Source organism: Flectobacillus roseus (assembly GCF_030056595.1).
GTDB classification, from domain to species: Bacteria; Bacteroidota; Bacteroidia; order Cytophagales; family Spirosomataceae; genus Flectobacillus; species Flectobacillus roseus.
The window spans coordinates 418,441-434,001 of record NZ_JASHIF010000004.1; the positions used below are offsets into that span (position 1 = coordinate 418,441).

At 38.4% G+C, this 15,561-nt stretch carries 10 protein-coding genes and 1 riboswitch; of the genes, 4 read left to right on the forward strand and 6 right to left on the reverse strand.

The features are described from left to right. Nucleotides 1-597 precede the first annotated feature (597 nt). Nucleotides 598-1,905 carry a RagB/SusD family nutrient uptake outer membrane protein gene (locus QM524_RS06390; protein WP_283343931.1) on the reverse strand — a complete coding sequence of 436 codons (1,308 nt, stop codon included), beginning with the start codon at nucleotides 1,903-1,905 and terminating at the stop codon, nucleotides 598-600. A gap of 74 nt (nucleotides 1,906-1,979) precedes the next feature. After that, entirely contained in the window at nucleotides 1,980-5,108 is a 3,129-nt protein-coding gene (locus tag QM524_RS06395) for a SusC/RagA family TonB-linked outer membrane protein (RefSeq protein WP_283343932.1), read from the reverse strand. Nucleotides 5,109-5,366: 258 nt separating this feature from the next. On the opposite strand from QM524_RS06395, the gene QM524_RS06400 reads away from it, so the two are divergent. Both QM524_RS06400 and aroB read left to right on the forward strand, forming a co-directional pair. Then, a complete protein-coding gene (locus tag QM524_RS06400; protein WP_095166609.1) occupies nucleotides 5,367-6,110 on the forward strand; it encodes a DeoR/GlpR family DNA-binding transcription regulator in 744 nt (247 codons plus the stop codon). A 137-nt stretch (nucleotides 6,111-6,247) separates the two neighbouring features. Beyond that, a complete protein-coding gene (aroB, locus tag QM524_RS06405; protein ID WP_166578609.1) occupies nucleotides 6,248-7,285 on the forward strand; it encodes a 3-dehydroquinate synthase in 1,038 nt (345 codons plus the stop codon). A gap of 150 nt (nucleotides 7,286-7,435) precedes the next feature. On the opposite strand, the gene QM524_RS06410 is transcribed toward aroB, so the two are convergent. Continuing rightward, nucleotides 7,436-8,167 (reverse strand): LOG family protein, encoded by a 732-nt coding sequence (locus tag QM524_RS06410; RefSeq protein WP_095166495.1) that lies wholly within the window; start codon nucleotides 8,165-8,167, stop codon nucleotides 7,436-7,438. A gap of 133 nt (nucleotides 8,168-8,300) precedes the next feature. Between QM524_RS06410 and rpiB the strand changes: the two genes are divergently transcribed. Further along, the gene (gene rpiB / locus QM524_RS06415) at nucleotides 8,301-8,735 is read left to right on the forward strand and encodes a ribose 5-phosphate isomerase B (RefSeq protein ID WP_095166497.1); all 435 of its coding nucleotides are present in this window, start codon (nucleotides 8,301-8,303) and stop codon (nucleotides 8,733-8,735) included. A gap of 221 nt (nucleotides 8,736-8,956) precedes the next feature. Here the strand turns inward: rpiB and QM524_RS06420 are convergent, their stop codons facing one another. From QM524_RS06420 to QM524_RS06430, 3 genes are read right to left on the reverse strand one after another with little or no spacing between them, the layout of a single operon-like run. Beyond that, a complete protein-coding gene (locus QM524_RS06420; protein ID WP_283343933.1) occupies nucleotides 8,957-9,625 on the reverse strand; it encodes an ABC transporter ATP-binding protein in 669 nt (222 codons plus the stop codon). A 57-nt stretch (nucleotides 9,626-9,682) separates the two neighbouring features. Continuing rightward, a complete protein-coding gene (locus tag QM524_RS06425; RefSeq protein WP_283343934.1) occupies nucleotides 9,683-10,942 on the reverse strand; it encodes an FtsX-like permease family protein in 1,260 nt (419 codons plus the stop codon). Beyond that, nucleotides 10,939-12,021: an efflux RND transporter periplasmic adaptor subunit gene (locus QM524_RS06430; RefSeq protein ID WP_283343935.1), complete on the reverse strand. Its 1,083-nt coding sequence runs from the start codon at nucleotides 12,019-12,021 to the stop codon at nucleotides 10,939-10,941. The genes QM524_RS06425 and QM524_RS06430 overlap by 4 nt, the downstream gene beginning before the upstream one ends. A gap of 317 nt (nucleotides 12,022-12,338) precedes the next feature. Continuing rightward, a riboswitch (cobalamin riboswitch) is annotated at nucleotides 12,339-12,536 on the forward strand. A gap of 280 nt (nucleotides 12,537-12,816) precedes the next feature. Here QM524_RS06430 and metE point away from each other — a divergent pair. Continuing rightward, the gene (metE, locus tag QM524_RS06435; RefSeq protein WP_283343936.1) at nucleotides 12,817-15,147 is read left to right on the forward strand and encodes a 5-methyltetrahydropteroyltriglutamate--homocysteine S-methyltransferase; all 2,331 of its coding nucleotides are present in this window, start codon (nucleotides 12,817-12,819) and stop codon (nucleotides 15,145-15,147) included. Nucleotides 15,148-15,561: the final 414 nt, after the last annotated feature.

A 15,561-nucleotide genomic window follows, 5' to 3' on the forward strand; every position in this document is an offset into this window, starting at 1 on the left:
ATTTATATGAAATGAACTAAATGATAATACATGGCTGACAAACCGAGATAAGGACTAAATACAGAAATGAAATAAGAAGAAAAGTCAAACCGTATGTGGTTTATAGTCAATAAATTATGGAGTAAGTAAAAATAAAATTTAGTTATCTAAATGTGTTTAATATCAATGGTTTGAGATATGACTAAAATAAATTTTTACTTCTAATGAATATATCCATAAGTTTGAGCATGCTGAATTTTGGGACTGATAGAGTTTAGAATGATTGGTATGCAGGAATGTACAAACTAGGGTATCACTCGAACTTAACATTCGTAATTCAATGCGAGATTTCTTAGATTTTCATTCAAAACAGAGAAAAGGGTAAGCGGAGACTCACCCCTTTCTGTTTTGTTATTTAGTTATGTTGATTAAAGGTAAAATATGTTAAGTTAGTGAGCAAAATAAAATTTAAGATTGAGCTTCGGGCTTACAGGTAACGGCTTTCAGCGGTGGGCTTTGTATAAAAGCATGGCTGTGATAAATAAAAAACATTTTAACACTCTTTGCCTAGTGCCTAAACTCATAAATTAAATCTAATTCTGCCCTAATACTTGATGCTTAATTATCAGGATTACTAGGGGTTGATGGGTTATTCAAACGCTCCGTATTTGGATATGGATAATAGTTACGAGAGCGCTCTGCACTAGTACCTTTGTCAAATCCTGGACGAGCAAATCTTCTTGAATCCTCCAAATCCAAACCAGACATAAATAGTTCGATACGACGATTTCTATAAATTTCTGTCAAAACTGCATCTTGTGTATTAGCTCCCGAATACGCCGTTAAGCCAGCACCAAGTCCCCAAACATCTGTCGTTTTGGTCAATACTTTGTTCAACTCAACTACAGCATTGCTCAGGTCATTTTTTCTAGCATAGGCTTCAGCCTTTATTAGGCTTACTTCGCCTGGTAAATACACAGGAATCGAGGTAGTGTTTGCTGTGAAAAACCCTTTTCCACGATACACGCCTTGTACTGGTGTGCGTGCGCTGAAATAAAAGTCAATGCGCTTATCAGCAGTGTTAGGTGCCAAACTAGCTGGTAAACCCATATTCAAATCTAATGGCTGATACACGTTGATATTACTCAATGCCGTTTCGAAAATAGGGTTACGACTTTGGTCATCAAACTTATATTCTGACTTTTTGGTAAGGTCTACTTTATTAGCAAGTTCGATGGCTTTATCATTGTTTCCCAACATTAAATAATACCTTGAAGCCAAGGCATAAGCTGTATTTACATAGTCGATTCCTCCAACAATTCTGTTAGTGAAAGTTGTAGGAGCGGTAGTTGTAGTCACAGCACTCGCTGCTGATTCTAAAAGTGTTACAGCTTCTTGTAAAACCTCCTGACGGGTATTAAAGGCTGCATTTTCAGAAACTTTTACTGGTGCTTTTTCAAAAAACTGTGCCAATGTTCCTAATGAAATAGCCTTAAAAATAGAAGCATGTGCGGTGATATAGGCCTTCAATGCAGGGTCATTTACTTTTGAAACATTGTTCAAAATCAAATCAGCGTTGGCTTTTACCAGATTAGATTGTTCCCAAAGGTTTTTGACAACACCGTTGGTTTCGGTAACATTGGCACCGCCTTTTTGTAAGAAATCTTCATCGGCATTACCAGCATTGAGTACTGTCAGCGACTTTGTGGTTAAACCTGCGGCTGTAACCGAAGCGTAAACAGGACTAGTACGAGATACCGTAAAACGATATTGTAAGCCGTTACACAAGGCAATTAAGCCATTAGGGTCATTTACTACTTGTGTTTCACTGGCCGAACTTGGGTTGAGATATTCACTCTGACAACCCGTAAGGCCTAAGGTCAGTGCTAATCCCAAAATTGATATTTTATTGAAATATTTTTTCATACCTATGAAGGTTGTTAATGCTCTAACTAAAATTTTCTTTTGTACAATTGGAGATGAATCCTGCTAGTCCACTATTAGAAGTTTGCAGAAATAGTCAACTGATATGTGCGTGGAATTGGAATATTACCAAAGTCTACACCTCTCAATAAGCTACTGTTACCACCTGCGTTTGTTTCTGGGTCAAAACCGTTGTAGTTGTCCCACGAAACCAAGTTACGACCCACTAATGATACATTTAAGTCGTATTTGCCTGCCAAGGCTTTCACAAAAGAATACCCTAATGATACTTCACGAAGTTTGACAAATGAGCCGTTGTCTACACGATATTCCTCAATCGGAACAAGGGCGAAAACAGTACCACGAGGAGCTGTACCACGTAGTTCGGCCTCAGCCAAGTCGCCAATACCCACGTTGTTACGAGTACGCTTGTCGGCGTTGAATACTTGCAAGCCTTGTACAGCATCCAATAGGAAGCGAAGTGATAGTTTTTTGTACTGAAAATTTGAGCTAAACGAACCTGTCCAATCTGGGTTTGGATTACCGATAACAGAAGTAATAAATGCACCTGTTGGTTGACCTGAGGCATCTCTTTGCGGAGTATAGCTCAAAATACCTGTTTGTGTACCACGCTCACGTTGTGGGAAACCTTGTGATGTAAGTAATAGCGAACCGTCGGCATTGCGTGCGTAAGGGTTACCATAGAATACCGATGCTGGTTGACCTTCAATCAAGAAGATAGGAGCACCTGCTGCGTTCGTAATAGCGACGTTACCACCAGGAAGTTTGGTGATTTTGTTGCGGTTGCTACTAAATACTACGTTAGCATCCCAAGAGAAGTCTTTAGTTTTAATAACATTGGCACCCAACGAAACTTCAAAACCCTTGTTCTGCATTTCACCCACATTGTTTACAATACTCGTTCCACCCGACGAAGCGGCTAGTACACGGTTTACCACCAAGTCGGTGATATTTTGTGAGTAATAAGTCAAACCTAACGATACTTTGTTTTTTACTAAAGAAAAATCTCCTCCAAATTCTAACTCACGCATACGTTCAGGTTTTACCGATGGATTGGCTAACTGACGACCAGGCAAAATGGTGCTTTTACCCAAATAGGCCGCAGGAGAAAATTGCCAAAAACGGTCATAAGTACCCAACGCTGTCAAACCACCCGCATCACCGAATGAGGCGCGTAATTTAGCACCATTTAACCAACCGTCTTTTCCTTCAACTAATACATACGAACCACTGATTTTTGGATATAACTGATTGGTTTGATCTGGAGAGAAGATTGTCGAACCATCACGACGGATAGCCCCTGTCAAGAACGCACGATTTTTGAACCCAAAGGTTGCTTGAAAAAACTGGCCTGTTACGGCATATCTATCAAGTCCGTAGGTAGCAGTTACAGTAGTTGAAGCCGCTCCACTAACAGTTTCGATAAATGGTGCCAAGTTCTGACCTGTATTAGTACTAATGTCGGTTTGTGTATATTGATGGTTAAAACCAGCCGTCAACGTCATTTTTACATCATCCGAAAGGTTTTTGTCATAACCAATATTTACGTCAGTATTGAACAAAAACGTATTACTACTAGCTGTTGCTGCAAAACCTAATGGATAGCGCTCTAGTGGCAAGCCTGCCTCAGTCGCGTAAGGATATGGTTTGATGGTGTTTTTTCCTAGTTGAGAAAAGGCATCTATACCCATAACCCAGTCAATAGTAAGTCCTTTGGCTGGCGTCAAGTTCAATTGTAAGTCCGCAATAGTACGGTTGGTAGCCTGTGAGAAATCCATATCTTCAATGGTAGATAATGGGTTTACACGGGTAGGTTCTACAGCTAAGAGGTTACCTGCTGCATCACGTTTGGTAATATCATAAATATTGTTGGTGATGTTTACAGAGTTGATAGGGCTGTAGAATACGTTTCCGTTTGGTTTTTCATTTGAGAAAGTGTTGATATAATTCAAACCTGCAGAAACTTTAGCCCAGTTGTTCAAATGCTGGTCAACTCGTACTTTAAGTCCGTAACGTTGAAAATCAGCACCTTTGATGATGCCTTGATTTTTCATGTACGAAACCGAAGCCAAATATTGTGTTTTCTCATTACCTCCTGTAATAGACAAGTAATTATCAGTGCCTACGCCAGTTCTGAAAATTTGGTCTTGATAATCATAACGAGTTACATCTACTAGATTCGTCGCCAAAGGAGTACTCGTTCCATCTCTTAAGATATTGGTTGTTGTCACTCCTGGGTTTGCTGCTATTTGAGCCGCCGAGATACCTCCGATCGTATGTAAACGTAGGCCTGCAAAACCAAACTGTTTGCCATAGGTGCTTACAAACACTTTTTTACGCAACTGATTTACATTCATGCTTGTCGAGAAGGTAACCTTTGGTGTTCCCGACTTACCACGTTTGGTCGTAATAATCACTACCCCATTGCTTGCACGTGAACCGTACACAGCCGCTGCTGCTGCGCCGTTCAATACGTTGATCGTTTCAATATCCTGAGGGTTAATATCCGCCATACGGTTGGTACCAAGGTTAGCAACACCCGCCTGAGCATCTACTGCAATCTGAGATACGTTTGATGAAGCGTTACTTACAACCACCCCGTCGATTACATAAAGGGGGTCGGAGCTACCTCTCAAAGACTTGGTACCTCTCAAACGAATACTAATACCTCCCGAAGGATCTCCAGAGTTTTGTGTAATTTGCGCCCCCGGAATTTTTCCTTGCAACGCTGAAAACAAATTGGTTGTCCCTGTCTTTTGGAGCGCATCTGCTTTTACAGAGTTGATGGTATTACCTAACTCACGTTTGTTAGACGATAAAGTAGAGCCTGTAAATACCACTTCGTCCAAGGCAAAAGCATCATCATCGCTGAGAGCAAGGTCAAGATTGAGCGTATTTGAATTTCCTAGGGTGATATTTTTTGTCGCATTTTTATATCCAATAGAACGGAATATCAATTCGTAGCTACCTTCTTTGAGGTTGGCACGTAAGGTATATTCGCCTTTAGCATCTGCAACTGTACCCAAAGTGGTACCTTTGATGATTACTGAAGTACCTGCAAGTGCTTCATTCGTCGATTGAGAAGTGATTTTCCCTTTGATGGTATAGGTTTGAGCAAGTGCCGAAATGGACATCAGCATCAGTGCTACCAAAACCATAAAAGGTTTTTGTAAAGTTTTTTTCATAAGTCAATACATGGTTAAAATTGGATGAATGATTTTTGCGCTTTTATGCTAAAATTATCATGAATATACAATTAAAACAGGCAAATACCTGCATTTTTAAGCAAGGAAATATTGACAAAAATATTGATTTTATTCAGATTTGTTTAAATTTATATAAATATATTACAAAAACTAAGTATAATTCCCTATTTCTTAATCATTAATACTCAAATAAAACGGCAAAAACCTGCAAGGTTACTGCTTACTAATCGCAATAGTATGTTAAAAAAAGAAAGACAGGCCTTTATCATCAAGGAAATTAACCTACATAATAAAGTCTTATCCTCAGATTTGAGTATGGCTTTGGATGTGTCCGAAGATACTATTCGGCGTGATCTCAATGAGTTAGCTATGGAAGGGCGTGTGGTGAAAGTACATGGTGGAGCTTTGTCAAAATCGTATCAGATGGCGGCTGTACAGGCAGATACCTATGCTTATGAAAAGAAAGAGGTAATTGCCATGAAAACTTTGAAGCTGTTCAAAGATGGGATGGTGATTTTGACAAGTGGAGGTACTACCATGCGTGAAATTGCTAAACGTTTGCCAGAATCATTGCAGGTTACTTTTTTTACGATAAGTCCCCTTATTGCTCTCGAACTTGCCGAGCATCCCAAAGCCGATGTGATTTTGTTGGGTGGTCAGCTTTCCAATGCGTCAAAAGTGACTATTGGGGCTGAGGTGGTTCAAAAAATCAGCGAAATCAAGGCGGATATTTGTATTTTGGGTATCAATGGTATGGACTTGGATGGTATTACAGATTCTGATTATGAAATCGTACAAGTTAAAAAAGCCATGATAAAAGCTTCGAAACAGATGATTATCCCAACTATTTCCGAAAAACTCAATACGGCACTTCGTTATAAAGTGACGCCTACAGCTGATATTGATTGTCTGATTACAGAGCTTTCGCCTTTACATGATACGATTCAACCCTATTTGTCTCAGGTGAAACTTGTTTTATAAGGATGAGGTTTTCGGGGAAAATGGGTAACTTTGACGAAGAAAATACCTGAATTTGAGGATAGGATGAAAAATAATATTTTCAACTATTTCTCATTGCCATCTTTCAAATTCGATTTCACGTTAATCAAAAATCAAAAATGTCGTCAGTTGTAATTGCTCCTATCGCAGAAAGTTTACCTCAATTTTTATCTGATTCAAAGTACTCGAAGGTACATGTGATTGTAGATGAAAATACCAAACGCCATTGTTATCCGCTCGTAAAATCATTTTTACCCAAGCATTCACTTACTCAAATCAAGTCGGGTGAGCAAGAAAAAACCTTAGCTACTTGCGAAAAAATCTGGCAGGATATGACCGATGCCGAATTGGATAGACATAGTTTGGTCGTAAATATCGGTGGAGGTGTGATTGGTGATATGGGAGGTTTTTGTGCATCGACCTATAAAAGAGGGATTGATTTTATCCAAATTCCAACAACTTTATTGGCGCAAGTAGACGCCAGCGTAGGAGGGAAGTTGGGTATTGACTTTCATGGGTTCAAAAACCATATTGGAGTATTTCGTATTCCAAATACCGTTTTGATAGATCCTATTTTTACTAAAACATTACCTTTTAATGAGTTGCGTTCTGGTTTTGCCGAAATCGTAAAACACTGTTTGATTGCTGATAAAGCCAAATGGGATGTGATTAAACGCAAGGATTTTGAAGCACAAGATTTTGCTGATTTGATTAGTCACTCTGTCGAAATCAAAAAAGCAGTTGTGGCACAAGACCCAACCGAAAAAGGTTTACGTAAAATCCTCAATTTTGGACATACACTTGGGCATGCTATTGAGACTTTCTATCTGGGTAAACCAAAATTACATTTACTCCATGGCGAGGCTATTGCCGCAGGTATGATTTGTGAAGCGTTTGTAGGTTTCAAAAAAGGATTGATTACACAAAAAGAATTAGCCGAAATTGAAGAGTTTATCTTTTCGGTCTACGGTATCGCAACTATCCAAGCTGAGGATGTAGAAGAAATCATCGCACTTACGGCACAAGACAAGAAAAATAAAGGAAAAGAGGTTAGATTCTCTTTATTGGAGGGTATCGGAAAATGCGGTTTTGATATTGCTATCAATGCCAAAGAAATGAAAGATGCCTTGGCGTATTATAGAGGGGATGTGAATTAGTGTAGGAGTGAACAGTTGTAGAGGCACAAAGGCACAAAGTGTGAATTGAGGTATAAAGTGGCAAAGGCACAAAGTGAAAGATAAAACACTTTGTGCCTTTGTGCCTTTCCTTTGTGCCTATAAACCTATATGCCTTCGCCACTCCATTCCCTAAAAATTCGGTTTCAACAAATATTTAGAATAGAAATCGTCGATTACACGAACAGCGTCGGTAGGGTTATCTACTAACGAAATCAAATCTAAGTCATCTGGATTGATATTACCTGCATTTACCATTGTGGTTTTAATCCAGTCGAGCAATCCTCCCCAGTACTCTTTACCGACTAATACCACAGGGAAACGACCAAGTTTATGTGTTTGAATCAACGTTAAAGACTCAAACATTTCGTCGAGTGTACCAAAGCCGCCTGGCATGATGATAAAGCCCTGTGAGTATTTAACAAACATTACTTTACGAACAAAGAAAAAGTCAAAATTGATACTTTTGTCATTGTCGATATATGGATTAGGATGTTGCTCAAATGGCAATTCGATATTCAAACCAACAGATTTTCCACCTTGTAATTTAGCACCTTTGTTACCTGCTTCCATAATACCAGGACCACCACCTGTGATTACACCATATCCATGGCGAACCAATTTAGCGGCAATTTCCTCAGCCATGATATAATAAGGATTGTCAGGTTTTGTACGAGCTGAGCCAAAAATCGAAACACAAGGGCCGATTTTTGCCATTTTATCGATACCTTCTACAAATTCTGACATAATCTTGAATACTCTCCACGATTCTTCAGAACGAATTTCTGCCCAAGTGTGGTCAACAAAAGCTCTTTTAATTTTGTCTTCTTCTTTCAACAACTTTTCGCTTTCTCTTTCAGTCATAGCTTTTTCCGGTTTTTATCGTTACAAAATAATGGTTTCTTGCACAATGGTCAGTACCTTTGCACTAAGCACCAAAAAAGCTTAACGTAAAAAAAATATTTTTTGTTACACATTCACTGAATTTTTTTCAAAAATGTCAAAGAAAATTGCCATCGGAGGTGACCACGCAGGTTTTGAGTACAAAGCTGAAATTGTAAATTATTTACAGTCAAAAGGTTACGAGGTAAAAGATTTTGGTCCATACAGCAATGCATCTTGCGATTATCCTGACTTTGCTCATCCAGTAGCATCGGCAGTTGAAACAAAAGAGTTTGATTTGGGTATCTTGTTGTGCGGAAGTGCCAACGGTGTGGCTATTACAGCCAACAAACATCAGGGAATCCGTGCGGGTTTGGCTTGGAATACAGAAGTAGCCAACCTAGTACGTTTGCACAACGATGCGAATATCGTTTGTGTACCTGCTAGATTTGTTAGCATCGAAGAAGCTTATGCTATTGTAGATACTTTCTTGAATACAGAATTTGAAGGTGGTCGTCACCAATTGCGTGTGAACAAAATTCCATGCTAATCGATGATTTATTGATAATTTGGAGATTGGAGTGTACGAAGGATTCTAAAACTGTCTATTTCGGATATCGGATGTTGGATTTCGGAAGTGTAAACTTTTATGTTTTGTAAAAATAGAGGTATTTTACCTTATTTCCGAAATCAGAAATCCCAAATCCGCAATTATTGGAAATCCTTCGTACAACCCTAATTTGGAGATGAGGAAATACGCTTATCTCCAAATTACTGAATGACTCTTCCATCCTCCATCTCGATAATACGCTGGGTTCTTTCTGCAAAATTAGGATCATGCGTCACAATCAACAAAGATTGTTTGTACTCTTCAGATAATTGACAGAATATATCAAAAACCACTTCCGTATTTTTCTTATCCAAATTTCCTGTAGGTTCGTCACCCATAATGATCAGAGGGTCATTAATAAGTGCTCGTGCAATGGCCACACGCTGTTTTTCTCCCCCTGATAGTTGATTAGCTTTTTTTAGCGCCTTGCTATCCATACCCAGCTTTCGCAAATGTTCAATAGCTCGATGTTCTAATTCTTGTGGAGAAATCTTTCCTAGTTTTAGTCCGGGTAACATCACATTTTGGAGCACACTAAATTCGTTGAGGAGGTAATGAAATTGAAAAACAAATCCAATTTTTTCATTGCGCACGCTAGCCAATTCTGCCTCTGTTTTTCCTGTAAGTCGAGTGCCATCAATCCACAATTCTCCCTCATAATCGGTATCCATCGTTGAAAGGATATAAAGCAAGGTAGACTTTCCGCAACCCGATTTTCCTACAATAGAGGTAAACTGACCTTTAGGAATTTCGATGCTTACATCCTTCAAAATAGGTACTGTCACAGGGTCATGAAAACTTTTATTGATATGTTTTGCTTCAAGCAACATGTCGATTTAGGATTTTATGGTTGAATTGCCGAATGCCGATACCTGATACTCCAAAAGCTATTTTCCTCTAATAATATCTACAGGATCAATTTTACTAGCTTTTCGGGCTGGAAATAAACCCGCCAAATACGTTGTAATCAAGGAAAAAGTAATTCCTATCAAGTAATATTTCAGGTCATAATTGACAGGGTAAGTGCTCATGGTTGGTAAAGCTGCTGTTTTGAAGGGCACATTATCGATTAATAGTGATAACAGAAATCCGAAAAACAGACCCGTACAACCACCTAAGATACCGATACCGATGGCAATGGTGATAAATATCTTTTTGACATCGCTTCCTGAAAACCCCGTTGCTTTCAGAATAGCAATGGTATCCATTTTTTCATAAATCAACATATTCAAGATATTGTAAATCCCAAAACCTGCCACTATCAACAAGGTAATTCCTACAGCATACGAAATCAAGCTGCGCAAACTGCTCCCTGTTTCAAATTGGGCATTGGCGGTTTGAATATCCTCAGCATCAGTGCTAAAAATTTGGGCATATTCTTTGCTAACCGAAGGTGCCATCTTCAAATCATATAATTTGATTTGAATATCCGTCACGTAGGCATTGCTTTGTCCGATGAGTTTTTGTGCTGTTTTTAATGAGGTATAACTTTGAACTTTGTCTATCTCACCGAGTCCCGATTGGAAATAACCTACCACTTTCAAGGGGAATCTATCGCCTTTTGCAGTGGTTACTTGCACCACATCTCCAATATTTGCCAGCATTTTGTCTGCTAAGCCTTTTCCCAAAATAATACTATTCGGAATATTCTTCAAATCCATATACGAACCCGAAGTAACATAGTCGCCGAAGGAAAAAAGTCTTGCTTCTGCTTCAATATCTATGCCGTTGACAACGCCTGTGACGTCTGTTTCGCCCACATTGAAAAATACCTGTGCAATCATTTTGGGAGAGATACCCAATACACGGTTATCTTTTTTTAATGTACTAATGATAGCAGCACTGTTGGCAATCTGAGCATTTTTCCCATTAGGTTTAATAGACCTGATAAAATTGTGATATTTCTTATAATGACTATCTAGCAAAATAGGCTGATTTTCATTGGCTTTTATTTCGTTAAAAAGTCGAACATGAGGGGTTCTATTCAAGACCAAACTATCCAATAGGTCGTTGAGCCCGTTCATAAAACCCAACAATGCAATGAACATCGTAATACTAAACATCACACCAACTGCAGCCACCAAGGTTTGTTTCCAACGAGCCAAGGATAGCGACTGAGCAATATTCCAAATCAGTGGGTAGTTCATAGTGCAGGTTTTTGAATAGCCTCTTGGGCGGTGATTCCAGATAAAATTTCGACACGTTGGAAGTCTTTCAGTCCAACTTTTACAGCTCTTTTTTGACCATCTTTGTCCAAAACGAACTGTTCATCCACCAAATAATTTCTTGGAATTGTCAATACCTTCGGTCTTTCGGCAGTAATGATATTTGCCTCAACATTGAGGTTGGGATATAATACTTGTGGTTGTGCTATAAAAGTAGCCTTTACCGTAAAAGTCCTAGTTTTTTCATTCATCAAAGGGTCGATACCGTTGACTTTTGCCTCAAATACTTGTTTGTCATAACTATCCAGCGTAAGTAATACTTTTTGTCCAATTTTGACACGAGTAATATCATCTTCGTCGATTTGTAGTTCAAGCATAAATGCCTTCGCATCACCGATGATGGCCACAGGATTTTGGATTGAGACCATTTCTCCGATTTCTTTAGAAAAGCTGTAAATGCGTCCTGAAACCTCTGCACGAACAGCAAAATCTGAAGCAATACTTTTGGCTAATGCGACATTTTTGGCAGATTGTTCGGCAGAAAATTTGATTTGACGACGCAATTCGCTCACTCGTATCTCTGCTGATTGAAAAGCGGTTTGGGAATTATGATAGGCTAATTCACGCTGTTCTTGGTCGACCTTCGTTCCGATTTGTTGTTGCCAAAGCGCATTTTGACGACGCCAAAGTAGTGAATCATTCTTGAGTTTTTGATAGGCTAAATCTTTGGAGATAACAGCATCACGTAGACGTTCTTGATTTGATTTTATAGAAGCATTTTCAAAATTCAACTCTGCATTTTCGATATTGAGTTTAGCGCTAGGGTTAGCAATTTCGAATAGTATTTGCCCTTTTTCGACAAAATCACCTTCTTTTACTTTCAGAGAAGAAATATCACCTGAGTTTTTGGGAAAAACTTGGTACTGATTGACACTTTTAACCACACCCGAGGCATAAACTGATTCAGAAATAGCCTGAATTTGAGGGTAAATCGTTTCCACTTTTTTCTTACAGCTCGTGACCAGAGCTACCATGAATATTCCTGTCAACCAATGTTTCATCTTATGTGTCAACTTTTAGGATAATAGTTAAACCTCTATCCGATTTCGTGTTTTAGAATAGTTAAAATTAGAATTTTTTTTGAGATACAATCATGAGGTAAGTTTGTTGACGATTTGATTATGGTCAAAATATCGTTGAAATGGACAGGTGAAAAATTAGCCTTTGGTAAAAATGTTTCACTTTAAATAACCAATTAATTGGATATTTTATCTAATTAAAATTAAAAATTGTTTGTTATTATCTAATTTTTAAACAAATAGTAGTGAAGTGTAAAAATGTAAAAGATTGCTCATATACCTTTGTCCTATCCATTTTACACATCAATCGGAAAAGTAGTATCAAAGTGATGCTTTGATTTAAAAAGGAATCGTGTGTGAATCACGAACAGACGTGCTACTGTATTTAACCGCTCTTCGGAGCAAGTCGTGTACAAGATATCCATTGTTCCAGCTGGAATGAGAAGGAGTACAACGATGTTATAAGTCAGGAGACTTGCTGCTTTTCTCAATGACAAGACTCTCACGAATAGGGTGTTGGACGCGCATTGATTTTTCAAGCTCATTTACGAATGAGTAATTGAGCGTATTAGTGATTTCGATAAACTAGTAGCTCAATTGATATACATTTCGGGTCAGCTTTTGTTAAACATCAAAATGTGGTGTTTTATGATGTTTGCTTTTTAGAAAGCCGAAAGCTGATACCTGAAAACTTTTGAAAAATCTGTTCCACTCGTTGAAGGTTTTGTGTGTTGTGCCTAAATGGTTGAGTATTTCATTTTTAAACATTCAACCAACATGCTTACTCACATCCTTGGCTATCCACGAATCGGTAGCAAAAGAGAACTCAAAAAAGCCTGCGAACAATTCTGGTCAGGCAAAATCAGTAAAGAAGAATTACAGTCTCAGGCGTATCAGTTGAGACTAGAGCACTGGAAAATCCAGCAGGAAAATGGCATTGACCTTATTCCAAGCAACGATTTTTCATTGTATGATCATGTATTAGATTTGTCTTTGACCTTAGGGGTAATTCCACAACGCTATCAAGCTTTAGTGGATGGAAAGTCTAGCAAGGAATTAGAAATATACTTTGCCATGGCACGTGGTTATCAGAAGGAAGGTTTTGATGTCGTAGCCTGCGAGATGACCAAATGGTTTGATACCAATTACCACTATATCGTTCCTGAGTTTACTAAAAATCAACAATTTTATAGATTTTCAAATAAACCTGTCCAAGAATTTGAGGAGGCAAAACGCTTGGATATCGTTACAAAACCAGTCTTAATTGGTCCAGTTTCCTATTTGCTTTTAGGTAAAGAAAAGGAAAAAGGATTTAACCGTTTAGACTTGATTCAACGTTTGTTGCCTGTTTATATCGAGTTATTACAAGAACTCGAAAGTCGTGGTGCACATACGATTCAAATTGATGAACCATATTTGGTCATGGATTTGACAGAAAAAGAGAGGGCAGTTTTTCAAGAGGTTTACCAACAAATCAGAAAAGCATTGCCAGCGCTTCAAATTGTTTTGGCAACTTATTTTGAATGTTCTGGCGATAATCTAGTTACGACTTTGAGTTTGCCTGTCGACTGTCTTCATGTTGATTTAGTTCGCTGTCCATCTCAATTAGGAGATATTCTGAATCATGAAGCATTTGTGAATGGAACTACCAAACTTTCATTAGGCTTGGTAGATGGTCGAAATATTTGGAAAAATGATTTTACCAACTCCTTAAGTTTCATTGAAAAAGCGCTTTCAAAGCTTGGCGAAGACCGTGTTTGGATTGCGCCATCATGTTCATTGTTACATACGCCTTATGATTTGGATTTGGAAAAAGACGAAAGTGTATTAACTCCGACGATTAAAAACTGGATGGCTTTTGCTAAACAAAAATTGAAGGAAGTACGTACATTAGCAGATTTGACAAAACCCCAATTATTTAGCAGTTTGGCTTCTATTTTGACTGAAAATCAACAGGCTATTGAAAGTAGAAAGTCTTCAACATTGATTCACCGACCAACGGTTAAAGCCCAAATTCAAGGTATTAAAAATGCCGATTTTGAGCGTGAAGCACCGTTTGCACTTCGCCAGTCGATTCAGAAAGAATTATTACAATTGCCATTGTTGCCTACCACAACGATTGGTTCTTTTCCTCAAACAACAGAAGTACGTCAGTTGAGAGCCAATTATAAAAAAGGCCTTATTTCTGACAAAGTTTATATACAAGAAGTAGAAACTGAAATCAAAAAGGCCATTCATTGGCAAGAAGAATTGGGCTTGGACGTATTAGTTCATGGCGAGTTCGAGCGTAATGATATGGTTGAATACTTTGGTGAGCTATTGTCTGGTTATGTATTTTCTCAAAATGGCTGGGTACAAAGTTATGGCAGCCGTTGTGTGAAACCTCCCATTATTTTTGGTGATATTGAGCGCAAAGGAGATATGACAGTTCGCTGGACGAAATATGCACAATCACAAACTTCTAAAATTGTGAAAGGAATGCTCACAGGACCAATCACCATGTTACAATGGTCATTTGTGAGAGACGACCAACCGAGACGATTAACAGCATTTCAGTTGGCATTGGCTATCCGTGAGGAAGTTGTTACTTTAGAAAAAGCAGGCATCAAAATTATCCAGATTGACGAACCAGCCATACGTGAAGGTTTACCATTGAGAAAAGAGAATGCGCCAATTTACTTGGATTGGGCAGTAAAAGCCTTTCGTTTGAGTGCTTCAGGCGTATCTAATCGTACACAAATACATACGCATGCCTGTTATTCAGAATTCAATGATATTATCGATTCGATTGCTGATTTGGATGCTGATGTCATTACGATAGAAACTTCTCGTTCGCAAATGGAGTTATTGGATGCTTTTGCAGAGTTTAAATATCCAAACGAAATTGGTCCAGGAGTATATGATATTCATTCACCACGAGTACCGACGGTTGAGGAAATTACAACACTTTTGGAAAAAGCATTGACCTATATTCCATTAGAAAACCTTTGGGTAAATCCAGACTGTGGACTGAAGACTCGTCACTGGGAAGAAACTGAAAAAGCCTTGAAAAACATGGTAGGCGCTGCCGAAGCCTTAAGAGCAGAAGTGGGCGCAACCGTAAAATAGACCTATCTCAAATGGAGTGATTGGTGATTAAGTGGATGAGTGGATGAGTGATTATGTTTTATATTTCACCAGAGACGATATGATTGCGTATTAAGCTAGTTATTCTAGTATAAGAGCATCAAAAAAGCGGTCGGAAATTATTTTTCGACCGCTTTTTTGATATTGAAACTGTTTAAACCTTTCAAAAAACAGTTTTATTGATTTATTCTTTGCCTTACTTTTTAACTAGGCGTTCCCGCCTTGATACAAAAAGTAACCGCAGCGGCGGCCGCAAAAAAATCAAGAATTTATAATCGGAGTGGCGTACCACCTCGCTTCGCTCAAACAGTATAAATTCATTGCTGACGCATGAAATTTTACAGAAATTTAAACAGCTTCATTGTAATTTTTAGACGAAATAGATTGTATCTCTAC

Excerpts from the sequence above, each read along its gene's own strand:
- QM524_RS06420 (WP_283343933.1), bottom strand. The coding sequence starts at position 9,625 with ATGTTGCTTGAAGCAAAACATATCAATAAAAGTTTTCATGACCCTGTG.
- QM524_RS06410 (WP_095166495.1), bottom strand. The coding sequence starts at position 8,167 with ATGACTGAAAGAGAAAGCGAAAAGTTGTTGAAAGAAGAAGACAAAATT.
- QM524_RS06395 (WP_283343932.1), bottom strand. The coding sequence starts at position 5,108 with ATGAAAAAAACTTTACAAAAACCTTTTATGGTTTTGGTAGCACTGATG.
- rpiB (WP_095166497.1), top strand. The coding sequence starts at position 8,301 with ATGTCAAAGAAAATTGCCATCGGAGGTGACCACGCAGGTTTTGAGTAC.
- QM524_RS06430 (WP_283343935.1), bottom strand. The coding sequence starts at position 12,021 with ATGAAACATTGGTTGACAGGAATATTCATGGTAGCTCTGGTCACGAGC.
- QM524_RS06425 (WP_283343934.1), bottom strand. The coding sequence starts at position 10,942 with ATGAACTACCCACTGATTTGGAATATTGCTCAGTCGCTATCCTTGGCT.
- QM524_RS06400 (WP_095166609.1), top strand. The coding sequence starts at position 5,367 with ATGTTAAAAAAAGAAAGACAGGCCTTTATCATCAAGGAAATTAACCTA.
- QM524_RS06390 (WP_283343931.1), bottom strand. The coding sequence starts at position 1,905 with ATGAAAAAATATTTCAATAAAATATCAATTTTGGGATTAGCACTGACC.
- aroB (WP_166578609.1), top strand. The coding sequence starts at position 6,248 with ATGTCGTCAGTTGTAATTGCTCCTATCGCAGAAAGTTTACCTCAATTT.
- metE (WP_283343936.1), top strand. The coding sequence starts at position 12,817 with ATGCTTACTCACATCCTTGGCTATCCACGAATCGGTAGCAAAAGAGAA.